The organism is Bacteroides sp. RCH18, from assembly GCF_058231005.1.
Window position 1 is genome coordinate 1,835,034 of sequence record NZ_JBIPTC010000002.1, and the last position, 13,013, is coordinate 1,848,046.

General features: G+C 48.2%; 7 protein-coding genes. 1 reads left to right on the top strand and 6 read right to left on the bottom strand.

Translation table 11 applies throughout. The features are described from left to right. Positions 1-35: 35 nt before the first annotated feature. The 6 genes from ACHLI0_RS22430 to ACHLI0_RS22455 all read right to left on the bottom strand — a co-directional run bounded on the left by ACHLI0_RS22430 (position 36) and on the right by ACHLI0_RS22455 (position 12,514). Positions 36-1,463: a Na+/H+ antiporter NhaC family protein gene (locus ACHLI0_RS22430; RefSeq protein ID WP_490750073.1), complete on the bottom strand. Its 1,428-nt coding sequence runs from the start codon at positions 1,461-1,463 to the stop codon at positions 36-38. Between the two features lie 94 nt (positions 1,464-1,557). Continuing rightward, complete coding sequence (locus ACHLI0_RS22435) at positions 1,558-2,430, bottom strand: VIT1/CCC1 transporter family protein (protein ID WP_008760477.1); 873 nt, start codon at positions 2,428-2,430, stop codon at positions 1,558-1,560. A gap of 121 nt (positions 2,431-2,551) precedes the next feature. After that, entirely contained in the window at positions 2,552-2,986 is a 435-nt protein-coding gene (locus tag ACHLI0_RS22440; protein ID WP_055217543.1) for a hypothetical protein, read from the bottom strand. A 47-nt stretch (positions 2,987-3,033) separates the two neighbouring features. Next, entirely contained in the window at positions 3,034-4,209 is a 1,176-nt protein-coding gene (locus ACHLI0_RS22445; RefSeq protein ID WP_490750074.1) for an MFS transporter, read from the bottom strand. Between the two features lie 19 nt (positions 4,210-4,228). Beyond that, a complete protein-coding gene (pbpC, locus tag ACHLI0_RS22450) occupies positions 4,229-6,547 on the bottom strand; it encodes a penicillin-binding protein 1C (RefSeq protein WP_490750075.1) in 2,319 nt (772 codons plus the stop codon). Between the two features lie 318 nt (positions 6,548-6,865). Then, positions 6,866-12,514 carry an alpha-2-macroglobulin family protein gene (locus ACHLI0_RS22455; RefSeq protein WP_490750076.1) on the bottom strand — a complete coding sequence of 1,883 codons (5,649 nt, stop codon included), beginning with the start codon at positions 12,512-12,514 and terminating at the stop codon, positions 6,866-6,868. 96 nt (positions 12,515-12,610) lie between these two features. On the opposite strand from ACHLI0_RS22455, the gene bamJ reads away from it, so the two are divergent. After that, a complete protein-coding gene (bamJ, locus tag ACHLI0_RS22460; RefSeq protein ID WP_008766716.1) occupies positions 12,611-13,012 on the top strand; it encodes a BamJ family beta-barrel-assembly machinery protein in 402 nt (133 codons plus the stop codon). Position 13,013 lies beyond the last annotated feature (1 nt).

The window sequence follows — 13,013 nt, forward strand, 5'->3', positions numbered from 1 at the left end:
CGTTTATTGCAAAAACAAAGTGTATGCCAGATTGTTCACGGGCGTTTTACAATTTTATATCCGATAGCTGCGACAGCGATACTCATTAAAGGACTGATTATGTTGAAAAAGCAATAGGGGAGGTACACCAGCGTAGGCACACTCAGAATGGTAGCCTGCGTCATTCCACAGGTATTCCATGGGATCAGTACGGATGTAACGGTTACTGAATCCTCGGTGGTCCGGCTGAGCAGGCAGCTTTCGTAACCTTTTTTAGCATAAATGTCGCGAAACATATTCCCGGTCAGGATGATGCTGATGTACTGGTCGGCAGTTGCCAGATTGAGGAAAAGCCCCGAACAGACAGTAGCCGATACGACGCTGGCTGTTTTCTTCATAAAGCGTACGAAGAGCGATGTGATGCTTCCCAGCATACCGCTGGCTGTCATTGCCCCGCCGAAACACATGGCACATAATATCAGCCAGATGGTATTCATCATCCCCGACATACCACGGGTAGCAATTAAATCTGTCAAAACGGCATTGTCGGTCTGCAGGCTTGTCTTGCCATAGATGGTCATCATCAGTCCTTTAAACAGGGAGTCGAAGTTGGAAACAGCAGCCCCCGAAATTTCCCGCAACAAATCCGGCTGGAAGATCAGAGCAAAAATACCCGCCAATAGAGTGGACAGAAACAGAGTAATGATGGAAGGCACTTTCCGTGCAATCAATATGCCTGTTGCTATCGGTATAATCAGCAGCCACGGGGTGATATGGAACTTTTCGTTCAGGGCAGCTGCCACTTCCGCGATGTGCTGGGTATTGCTGGCGTCATGAGACAGACCTGCTACCGTAAATATAATCAGTGTAATGATCAGTGAGGGCACCGTAGTAATCATCATGTAGCGGATATGACGGAAGAGGGGCGTGTCCGTGACGGATGCCGCCAATATGGTCGTCTCGGACAAGGGAGAAACCTTATCGCCGAAATAGGCACCGGAGATGATAGCTCCCGCAATCCAGCCTTCTTCAAATCCCTGTGCCTTCCCGATGCCCATGAGGGCAATACCGATGGTGGCGATCGTTGTCCATGAACTTCCGGTCATAACGGAGATCAATACGCAAATAATACAGGTGGATGTCAGGAAGAAACTGGGATGGATAATCTGCATCCCGTAATAAATTAAAGTGGGCACTACTCCGCTAATCATCCAGATACCGCTTAATGCGCCGATAATCAGTAAGATGATGATGGCTGTTGTCACTCCTGCCACGTTGTTCGTGATTGCCAGTTCGTAGTCTTTCCAGGGGATTTTGTAGAAAGCCATGCCGATAAGAATACAAATGGCGGTGGTAGTAAGCAGCGATACCTGACTTCCGCCATTGAGGGCATCACTGCCAAATACACGAATGGTGGCGAATAGTAATATCACTAATACGACAATGGGCAATAGTGATACGAGGGGAGATGGAGCTTTCTTCATTCTAAATATAACGCTTTATTATTTAATCTGGTGGTGTAGGTTTCTTTATTATGTAACTACCGGACCTTCAATGATGTCGGATGCTTTATTGATTTCAGGCATCGATTCCGGTAAATGTCTTTAGAGCGTATCCTATCAGGAAACTGATACCAGCCACGCTGAAACTGAGTACAGCCATTTCCGTAAACCGTTTTCGGAAGCTTTCACCACGGGCTACGGAATAATAGTAGTTGAAAAGAGCAATGATGATAAGTGCCATGGTCAGCATCACTCCTAAAGCTACGATTACATTGCTGATCAGTATAAACGGAGTAACCAGTGACACTACTGTGATCAGATAGGCGATTCCTGTATATACAGCTGCTTTTACCGGATGTTTCTTATCATCCCCTTCCGATTTGGTAGAAAGATATTCGGAAGATGCCATTGACAGTGCAGCGGCTATCCCTGTGATACTGCCGGTCAATGCAATCAGTTTACTGTCACTCAAGGCAAGTGTGAAACCTGCCAGTGCACCTGTAAACTCAACCAGCGCATCATTAAGTCCCAGTACGACCGATCCCATATATTCCAGCCGTTCTTCATTGATAAGTGAAATCAACTTCTGCTCGTGCACTTCTTCTTCATGTGCCAGACGTTGTAGGTCCGGTATATGGGCATATTTATCATAATTATTATGGGCATTTTCCTCACTGGATTCCATTAATTTGATGGCGAATGTGATACCTAGTATGCGTGCCAGAAAGTAGAAACGGGCGATACGCTTATAGTCCGGACCGATTTCTTTTCCTGTATATTTCTTGAGGATAGCGTAATGCGACTTTTCTTCTGCTGCTATCAGTCGGAGCGTTTTGCGGTTATTCTCGTCTTTTTCGATAGATGCGAGCCGTTCATATAAGATGCTTTCTGTTATCTCGTTTCGTTGAAAGCGGGTGAATTCGGCAATATCCTGTTGGGTTGGAATCATTTCTTTATTTTTTTGGTCGCGCAAAGATACAATAAAAAGACAGAATTCTTTTTACCTTGCCGGACAGCACAATAAAATTTATTATAAGTTTATATTTTATTGGAATATAGATGCTTTTCTGTTACACTGGATTCGTCTTGCGCCTCAGCCACCAGTAACGGATGAAGAGTACACCGGTCAGGATCAGTGCGATGGACAGTCCTGTGTAGAAGACAGATATAAAACTTTCGGGCAACAGGTGGAAGCTGCGGATGGTGATGCCAAGGCAGATCATAAAGATCATGACGATCCAGCTTTTGACATCGAAGAAGGAGAAAGGGCAGTTCTTCTGTTCCTTTTTCCGTTCGATCCTTTGAGTATGCTTGTAATAGAGTCTTTTGAAGATTAATACGAAGAACAGCAGAAAGACGACGGTTGCTTCTCCTATCTTGAACATCCAGCCTTCGGAGTTATTAAGCCATGTAACGATGCCTATTCGCAAGATATTGGCACCGGCGATAATCCAGACGGTGCCTGCTGTGATAAGTAAGATTTCTTTGTTAACTCCGTATTTCATGTTTCCCTTTTTTTGTATTAAACGGTTTACTGCTCCGTTTTGTTGACTCACTTCTTCGACAAAGTTGTAATTAGTAAAGAAATGCAGGTCAGTGTAGCTCCAATTCCGACAACACCATGCCATCCGTACAATTGCCAGAATGTACCCGCAAGGAAGGTTCCCAGGGAACCGCCGACGAAGTAGGTCGTCATGAAAATTGTATTGATGCGGTTGGAGGCCCGGGGTGACAGTTCGAAGATACTGGTCTGATTACTGAGCTGGATACACTGCATACCTATGTCGATGATGATAATTCCCAGAATGATACCAAGGTAGGTGTTTTCTCCGACGAAGAAGAGTAGCCATGAGAAGAGGATCAGCCCGCAACCGATGAAGTTGAAGCGGCGGACACCCACTCTCTTTACGTACTTCCCCACAAAGGAGGCGGTTAATGCTCCCGCCACACCGCATAATCCCAGCAAACCGATGATGTCGCTATTGGCATGAAAGGGGGCTTGCCCCATCTTGAAAGCAAGGCAGGACCACATGGCAAGAAGGGAACCGAAGTTTAACGCCGCACGAATGGAATAAATGCGCAGCTGCGGAAACTCTTTCACCAAAGCCAGCAGGGATTTCATCAGGTCGCCGTATTTTCCCCGGAAGTTGGTCTGAATATCGGGAAGGACTTTGAGCACGACAATCGCGCAGACGAACATCATGGCTGCGGCGATGTAATACATTTCGCGCCATCCGAACAGTTCGCCGACGAATCCGCTGACCACCCGTGAAGCAAGGATTCCGGTCAGCAAGCCCGATAGGACGATCCCGACATTCCTGCCTTTGTTTTCCGGACGGGAGAACTGGGCGGCTATGGGAATGAATATCTGCGGAATCATGGAGCAGGCTCCCGTGAAGAACGAAGCAAGGAGTATCAGATGGATATTGTCTGCCAAAGCAATCGTCAGCAGGGAGAATATCAGGACAAAGAAATTGACAAGGATAATCTTTTTCCGCTGATACAAATCACCTAAGGGAGTGATAAACAAGAGTCCCGCTGCATAGCCTATTTGTGTGACCATGGCAATCAGGTTGGTACGGAATTCTGATATGCCAAGTTCTTGGCGTATCATATTTAGCAGCGGTTGGATATAATAGATGTTGGCTACCGAGACTCCTGCCACAATGGCGAGCGTCCACAGGATGGATGCTGGCAGACCTCCGTTTTCTTTCAATGACTGTTTCATGCTGCAAAGATAATGAATATCACTCAACAAAGAAAGTGGTGGAGATGGTATTTCCTTCACCGTCTACTGCCGTCAGCGAATGTTTGCCGACGGCGGGTTGCAGGGAGATTTTGTGAAAGTCCTGTGTCTGCGCTTGGTAGGTCTCGTCAAGATGCCAGAAAACGGTAGCGTTAGGATTGTTGTGCGCCAGTTCTACAGTCAGGAAACCTTTGCTACCATCCAGTTGCTTGGGCAGTTTGATGCGTGCGTTCATCGGAGGATAGATAAATTGCATCGGCTGGAAAGTATCTTCTCCGCATCCGGCTTTAAAAGGAGGCAGCGGTTTATACTCCGGATGATGTTGCTTGTAATACCATTCCCATACGGGTGGCAGTGTGAACCAGCTTTTTCGAAGCGTAGGCTCCGTGTTGGCGCAATTTTCATAAATACGCTGGCTTTCATCGGCTGATAAAGTGACGAGATGGTGATAGGGGCATGCCTCTGTCCGCAGTCCTGCCGGTAAAACAAGAAGCGTGTCCGTTTCATCACAGAACCGTCCTTTCAGATGTCCTGATTTCCGGCAGACCTCTGCTTCGACAAAGATGCCCGCAGGACGTGTAAACCACGAAGAGGAGGGGAGCAGATTAAAAATATCGAATAGTACGGGACCGGCTGTCTGTGCACCTACCAGCCCGGGTTTTCCTTCTCCGGTGGCGTTTCCTACCCATACGCCGACTGCATAGCGGGGCGTAACACCCACCGCCCAAGCATCCCGGAATCCGTAGCTTGTTCCGGTTTTCCATGCAATGGTCTGCATGGAAGGAATGGATTTCCAGTCGATCTCTTCGGGACGGTTGACTTCTTTCAGGGCATCGAATGTCTGCCATACGGCGCCTGGCTGAAAAGGATCGGTTGATTCTGTGATTCGGCTTGTCGGGAGCAACAGGCTGCAAGACCTTTGCGGCAGTTGCAACAAACTGCGTCCCATCATTGCATATGCGTTTGTTACATCCCATAAAGTGGCTTCCGCTCCTCCCAGAATAAGTGATAAACCATAGTGGGAAGAAGAACGGTTAATCGTCTTTAGTCCGATCTGTTGCAGGAAACTATGAAACTTCGGGACTCCGTATCTTTGCAGCATCGTGACCGCAGGAATATTTAATGAACGCGCGAGAGCTTCCGAAGCGGGAACAGCCCCTTCGAACTGCATACTGAAATTCTGTGGCGTAAATCCGTTGATATTGACAGGGACGTCCGGCAGCAACATATCCGGCAGTAAACTTCCTTCCTGTAACATCGCGTAATATAAGAAAGGTTTGAGAATACTACCTGTACTTCTCGGAGCCTGAATGACGTCCACTTGATTGCCTCCTTGTTTCCGGTCGAAATGGACGTTGCCGCAGTATGCCACCACTTGATTGCTCGGAATTTCAATCACCAGAATGGCCAGATTACGAATATCACTTCGCCCGAATTCGTTACTCCATCGTTCCGCCAGGTCCTCTACCTGAGTCTGAATGCCCTTGTTGATGGTCGAACGGGAGTATTCACCATTTCGTTCCTGATAGAACCGGCTGACCAGATACGGTGCGATCTGTGGGAGCGGATGAGGCTCATCGGGAAGTGGCTCGCTGATAGCCAGTTCGTAGGTAGACGAATCGATGGTTTTCTTTTCGAGAAGCTGTTTCAGCAGGCGGTTTCGTTTGTCAAGCAACGTTTTCCGTCCTTTGGACAGATGAATCATGGCGGGCGCGTTGGGAAGAACGGCAAGCATGGCAGACTCCGCCCACGATAGGTCATCGGCAGAATGTCCGAAGTAGCGCCATGCGGCGGCATCCAGTCCCACTACATTTCCCCCGAAAGGGGCATGGGAGATATACATGGAAAGAATCTCCTCTTTGGAAGCGCGAAATTCCAGGCGGGTGGCCCAGATCATTTCAATCAGTTTCTCACGGAAGGTGCGCGATTCGTTCCGTGCCAGGCGGATGGTCTGCATGGTCAGCGTGCTGCCTCCGCTTACGATGCGTTTATTTTTCACATTCTGATAGAAAGCTCTTCCGATAGCGAACGGATTGACTCCCCAATGGTGATAGAAATGTTTGTCTTCGAAAGTGATGAGGCATTCCTTGATCTTTTCCGGAGTCGTGTTTCGGGGAGGGAATCTCCATTGGCCGTCGGAGGCGATGCGTGCACCCAGCAGTTCCTCGTTCCGGTCCGTCACTACTGTGGAGTAGGGGACATGAAACAGGTGGCGGGGAAGACAAAAGATATATCCTGTCACCAAAAAAGCAAGGATACAAAGTATTACTTTTTTGGTGACGGACAATCGTTTGAAGAAATTCAAGATTTTACTTCCCATGCAATATGCTATCTGTTAATTTTATCTGTTATTCAGTTGCCTTAGACAGATACTCTTATATATGATAAACTAAACGGGGTTAACTAAAAAGTCGACTCTATCTTTAATGGGGTGACTAAAAAGTCGACTCTATCTCAACTCTCCTCTTTCGGGAAGGAGGAGTACCCGTAGGGGGAGGTGGTAGGTGAATTATAACTCTCTATATTACAGTGAACTATGCATTTACCTACCACCCCGGCTTTACCTCCCCTCCTTCCCGAAGGAGGGGAGTTTGAGATACTGCCGACTTTTTAGTCAGCTCTATTGAATCATCTCTTGTCAGCGGCTGACAGTCGTTCTTCCCGCTTTGGTGCGAGCCTGTACCGCTGCATCATACATAGCTTCGCACTGAATGGCCGGAAGAATGAAGTTACCTGCATAAGTTGCCTGCAACCTTACGGTAAATGTTTTCGATTCACCCCGTCGCAGATCGAAATAAGTCAATACCCGGTCGTCACGAATATCTTTATAGGTGTACTTACTGGCTGAACTTTCCGAAGTATTCGCTTCATTAGAATTGGAAGAGGACGCTTCCGGAACAATCATCCGTTCATTATATATTTCCCATCCGGACGGTATGATATGTGTCAGTGCCAGATTGCTGTAATCGGAAGTACCGCTGATATTGGATAGGGTGACCGTAGACATGAAGTCCGTTCCCTGTCTGATGTCTTCCACGGAAATCGGTGAACCCGCCATATCTGTGTATTTCACATCCAGCCGGATATTATCGGCAATGGCTGGCAGCGTATCATTCAGCAATTGGGTACGTGTAATCAGGTCTACGCTCAATGCTCCTTTGCCTTGATTCTTCACAGAGACTGTTCCCGATTTCGGAGAAGTAGCTATCTCCTTCTCAAATACGGCTTTAGCAGATTTTACGGCGGGCTGTTGCTTGCCGTTCCAGCTCCATGTGAAATCCAGTGTACCGGATAATTGCTCCGCAAGTCGTCCCATTGCCATCAGGGCAAAGGCGGTAGACTGCGTGCTGAACCAGTTCTCCTGTGCCAGATTCTGTGATACCTTCTTAGCCTGTTGCAACGCATCCCGATCCCGTTTCATCAGAATGAGCGTTTCCAGAATCATTGCTTCATCCCGGTCGGACGAACCGTAAATCAGATTCATGGAAGAGTAAGGAATGACGGTCGTTTCTGCGTTGTATACTAATTCTCCAGCAGGTTTCATCTTTCCGGTCAGCGCATAGGCGGCTGCCAGTCTCCATTTGGCTTGGATGGAGAGTCCCGGCTGTTCCTTCATGCGGTTCATGGCTCCGTATTCCGGTGCACCGGCCAGTGCAAGGGTATAGAGGCGGAAGGCCTGCTGCAATTCCGATTGCCATATCTGCCAGTTGCTTGCTTCCTGCGGCATACGCCAGTTTTGGGCGGCGGCACGCTGGAAGCGTTTCCATTTGTTCAGTACGTTCGGATGAACGGCATACCCTTTTTCTTGTGCCAGTGTCAGGAACATACCCGTGTAAGAAGTGATCCATTCATCGGCGACGGCGTTGCCCGGCCAGTATACAAATCCGCCGTTGGGAAGCTGGCGGGCATATATCTGCCGGATAGCTTCCTGTACATTCGTCTTTATTTTCTCGGCCTCCTGTTCGTCCACCGCCTTGAACTGGGAGACGAATAAGAGAGGTAATGCTTTGGAAGTCAGTTGCTCTGTGCAATGATGCTGATAGTTGTATAAGAAGTCGAATCTACGGCTGATGTCTACCGACGGAATGCGGGAGACTTCCAGTTGCACCTGATTGTTAGCCGAAGAAGAACCTGCCAGTGTGTATGACAGTTCGGCCTCCTGACCGGCTTCTATCCATTGGCTGTTGCGTAAGGTAACCACCGGATTCGGATTCCGGACTTCTATTTCGATCGTTTCTTTTGTCTGCTGTCCGTTGCCGCTTGCCGTCAGGTGGATGGTTGCCTTTCCGGTTTTGCTGCCTGTTTTCAGAGTGAAGTATGCCAGTTGGTCACCCGGCTGGTCAAAAGTGAGTGACTGCTGGCGATTGCCCGTGATCTGTACGCCTGCGCCGGATGCTTCCAGCGATACGGTCACGTTCTTCACTTGGTTCTCCATAGCGAATACATTCACCGGAACGGTAATTTCTTCCTGCGTACTCAATACACGGGGCAGAGTAGACAACAGCATGAGCGGTGTCCGCACAAATGCAGTCTTTTCCGCATTTCCGTAAGCGCCGTCCTGTCCGGCAACTACCATCGCACGTACAGAACCCACATACATCGGAAGCTTCAACGTATGTGTCTGTTGCTTGCCTTTCGCAAGATAGAAAGGACCGATAAATTTGACCACCGGTTTGAAACGGTTGGCTTTGGCATCTGCCGGTTTCAGCGAGGCATCTCCACCCGTGCTGAACAATGAACTGTAACGTCCGCCGGAAGCACCCAGCACATCGTCGTACATATCCCATGTACGGATGCCGAGAGCTTCGCGTGCATAAAACTCGTTCCACGGGTCGGGCGTCTTGAAGTTAGTCAGATCGAGCAGACCGTCATCCACAATCGCCAGTGTATAAGTCATCGGTTTTCCGCTTTTCTCGCTGACAGTCACGTTAAAGTCAGTTTCCGGACGCAGCACTTCCGGCATCTTGATCTGCGGTTGCAGAATCGTCTGACGGTTGGTCACAAATACCGGAGCAATGCCGTACATACGGATCGGCAGATCATTGACCGTCTGCGCATGAGGCTGTAACAGACTGATATGCAGATAAACATTCGGAGCCATTTCCGGTGTAATCTTGAAGGTGAGTTTCGTATCTCCCTGATCGGACACTTCGAGCCATTGCTGCTGCAAGACGGTCGAACCGTTTTCGAGGGATACCAGTGCACGTCCTCCGGCGGCTGCGGGAATGATTGCCGTGGCTGTTTCTCCTATCTCATAAGAATCTTTGTCCAGTGAGAAAGCAAGCATCTTGATGCCGCTCGGGTCTGTCTTGTTCGAACGTCCGCGCCAGTCGGGCCAGTCGATGTAGACGGTTCCTCCGGTGGCGTGTCCGCTTTCACGGTCTTTCACGTACACCAGATAGCGTCCCCAATCCGGATAATTGATGCGGAACTTGAAGGAGGCTTTTCCTCCTGTGGTCTGCAGGTTACCACTGGCAACGGGAGTGATGGAACTGTTGTTGATGTAGGTTCCGAAAGACTCTTCACCGTTTTCCCACCACCAGCTCCAGCTGATCCGGTAGATTTTATATTCCAGATTGGAACGGTTCACCGGCTGTCCCTGATCGTTGACCGTCACGATATCAAACACATGATCTTTGTCTGTTTCGATATACTTTCCTTTCGGCTGGTTCAGATTGATGCCCACATACGATGTGAACGGAGAGAAGGGAACAGTCTGCGAGTAAATGCTTGCATCTCCTCCCGGTTCGAAAACACGGGTGGTGAGCGTTGCATTCAGCATGCCCGGAGCACCCATTGCTACCGGAAGCTGTATATTGACGCCTGCTCTTCCTTCCGCATCCAGTACCCCGTTGAACACATCCGCCCGGACGGTCGTAAAGTCCGTTGCCGGATTGTTGAACAGGTATTGTCCGTAGTTCTTGAACTGCGTATTGACTTTCGATAAGGACATTTCGACCTTTGCTTTCAGTCGCGATGCGGTGGCTCCCGTCAGCCATGAAGAAGTAAGCGGGGCATATACGTCTTTGCTCGAAGCCTGAAGGATGGTTGGCAAAGCCAGCGTAATCTTCAGACGGTTCGGCTTGATGGTTTCGATGCGCAGCCCCTTGTGGAAGGCAGTTCCTCCTACTTTCACGTAGGCATTCCATAATCCGGTGGGATCGTCGGCTTGTGTGGGCACGGCAAATGTATAAAATCCGTTTGTACCCTGCGTAGAGATCATTTTGGTATAGAACTGTCCTCTTGGATTGTAAATCTCCAATGCTACCGGATGTTTGTCCGGAATACGTTTCTCACGGTCTTCCAGCATGAAAGAAATATGCAGTGTATCTCCCGGACGCCATACGCCTCTCTCGCCATAGATAAATCCTTTCAGACCTTTCTGAATGTCTTTTCCTCCTACATCGAACCGGCTGACCGACTGCTCCTCGCCATCGACCACGCGTACATACGCCTTTTGCTTGTCCGCTTCGGCCACCGCTATGAAAGGAACTCCCTTCGGAGTGATTTCTACCAGCCCTTCACCGTTCGTCTCTCCCTTTCCAATCGGCTGAAGCTGGAAGTTATAAATCGTCACTTGTACTTTTCCTATCGGCTTTGTATCCAGAATGTTATTTACCGCAATCCACAACTTATTCAGTGAATTACGTTTCACAATCATTCCCAGATTGGAGGCAAAGATATTGCAGGCAGCTATCCGGTCGGAATTCATATAGTAGGACGGATGGCAGGGATTATCCCGTTCTGTCCATCGGTACTGGCTCCAGTCCATCGGCACGCTGCCGTTATAATAATAGTATGTTTCCGGAGTGTCCCATACCGCTTCATCGTCTTCCGACAATGTCTCTCCGCTGACTTTGGTCAGGTTGTCGGAAGATTTGTTGTCCGCGAACTGCATTTCCTTGTTTTCACTTCCCCCGCAAGGATAAGCGGAGTATTCTTGGCGGAACGAGAGGATGACACGGTAAATGGCTCCCGGCTCCTGATGAATCAATCCGGCAAGGTCTATCGAATAGTCTTCCCAACGGTGCACATCTTTGGAAGAATCTTTCGCCAGCCACAATGTCTTTTTATAAACCAGTCGTCCTGAACGGCGCAATTCATTAGCTGAGGAGAGCGAATTGTTCTGCATGAACATCAATACGTTGTTTTCGAAAATACGGATCACGCTCAAATCCACCGCATATAGATTGACGGCACGGAAGGGGATGATCAGACTTTTCGAATCGGGCAGGATAGCGGCGGAAGTAGCCATTTCTACCTGCGGTTTCAGGTTCAGTTCGCTGAATGAGATGGAGTGGGAAGTGCCCAGCGGTTTGTCCTGGCTGTTTCTTATTCCTTCATGGATATTTAGCGTCAGTTTGTTCAGTTTGCCGGTTTCGAAGTAAACGAATACTTTATTTTCTTTGATCTGGAAAATAGAGGAAGAAACTTCCGGAACGTCGATGAGCCCTTTCAAGTCCTGTGTGTTGGATACAGGGTCGGAGAATATGATTTCAATTCCGTTTTCCGGTTGGTCGATGCGTACGGCGGACAGGAAGCGGAAACTGTTCTTTGCCGGGATCAGAATACTTTCGTTTTGGGTACGGTCGATGCCTGCCGGATTGCCTTTGGCGGTAATTTCCAGTTGGTAATCTTCCGCCTCCCTTGTTATCTGACTGATGCTGAATGCGTATCGGGTCGGGTGATCTGTCTGGGTGATTTCAATCGGATAGCTTTTGTTCTTTTCGCTTCTGGCAGTGAGCATTTTCTCTACTTCCTCTTTTTTCACTACATCGCTGAAACGTATTTCACCCGTTACGGTCACTTGGTCGGGCTGGGTGGCTGTGACGGTTATCGGATCGGTATGAATACTAAAGTTTCGTTCCTGCACGCGGAAGGAGAAGTTGAATTCTTCCAGCTTTTTGTCTACATCGACGAAATCTCCCAGTCGGAAGGTTCCTTCGTAAAAAGCTCCCGGTTTCAGTGCCCCTTCTTCGGGGACAAATTCAATGGTATTGTTGCTGACCCAATACGTTTTTCCTTTCAATGAAGGAGAGAAGCTGAATGGATTGTCTTTCAGTTCCTGATTCAGGTCTACCATCGGCTGGTCTTGTGTCAGCTCAATGCGTATGGTTGAGTTTTGCGAAATCACTCCTCCCGTATAAGCATTGACATACGGAGCGTATTCGGCAGAAGGAATAATGTCTTTCTGATTACTTTTACAGGACGAAAATCCCGCAATTACTGTCAAAAGAATCAAGAATAGTCCGGCAGCAGTGCTGCATCTGGTTTTAATTTGTCCCATAGCGATGAGGTTTTATGATTCAACAAACAAATATACAGTTTTTATGGAAGATTTCTCTTAAATCTGCTTACTTTTGTACATTCAAATCATGTATTTATGGGAAGAAAGCAAGAATATAAAGAGACGAATTTGGAGTTCTTGAAAGAATTGTCATCGCAGGAAGGTGTTTATGCCTTGCCTTGCGGCATTTATTATAAGGTTTTGGAGACTGGTACGGGGACTGTTTTTCCTAATGTGCGGAGTATTGTTACCGTTCATTATAAAGGGAGCCTGATTAACGGTCGGGTGTTCGATAATTCTTATGAACGTAATTGTCCGGAAGCTTTCCGCCTCTGCGATGTAATAGATGGTTGGCAACTGGCGCTCCAACGGATGCGTGCGGGAGATAAATGGATCATCTATATACCTTACACGATGGGATATGGAACCCGTGCATCCGGTCCGATTCCGGCTTTTTCGACATTGGTATTTGAGGTAGAGCTTTTGGGAGTTGCATAAC

What these genes read in the sequence shown, in the direction of transcription:
- ACHLI0_RS22430 (WP_490750073.1), bottom strand. Translation starts at nt 1,463, where the DNA reads ATGAAGAAAGCTCCATCTCCCCTCGTATCACTATTGCCCATTGTCGTA.
- ACHLI0_RS22435 (WP_008760477.1), bottom strand. Translation starts at nt 2,430, where the DNA reads ATGATTCCAACCCAACAGGATATTGCCGAATTCACCCGCTTTCAACGA.
- ACHLI0_RS22440 (WP_055217543.1), bottom strand. Translation starts at nt 2,986, where the DNA reads ATGAAATACGGAGTTAACAAAGAAATCTTACTTATCACAGCAGGCACC.
- ACHLI0_RS22445 (WP_490750074.1), bottom strand. Translation starts at nt 4,209, where the DNA reads ATGAAACAGTCATTGAAAGAAAACGGAGGTCTGCCAGCATCCATCCTG.
- pbpC (WP_490750075.1), bottom strand. Translation starts at nt 6,547, where the DNA reads ATGGGAAGTAAAATCTTGAATTTCTTCAAACGATTGTCCGTCACCAAA.
- ACHLI0_RS22455 (WP_490750076.1), bottom strand. Translation starts at nt 12,514, where the DNA reads ATGGGACAAATTAAAACCAGATGCAGCACTGCTGCCGGACTATTCTTG.
- bamJ (WP_008766716.1), top strand. Translation starts at nt 12,611, where the DNA reads ATGGGAAGAAAGCAAGAATATAAAGAGACGAATTTGGAGTTCTTGAAA.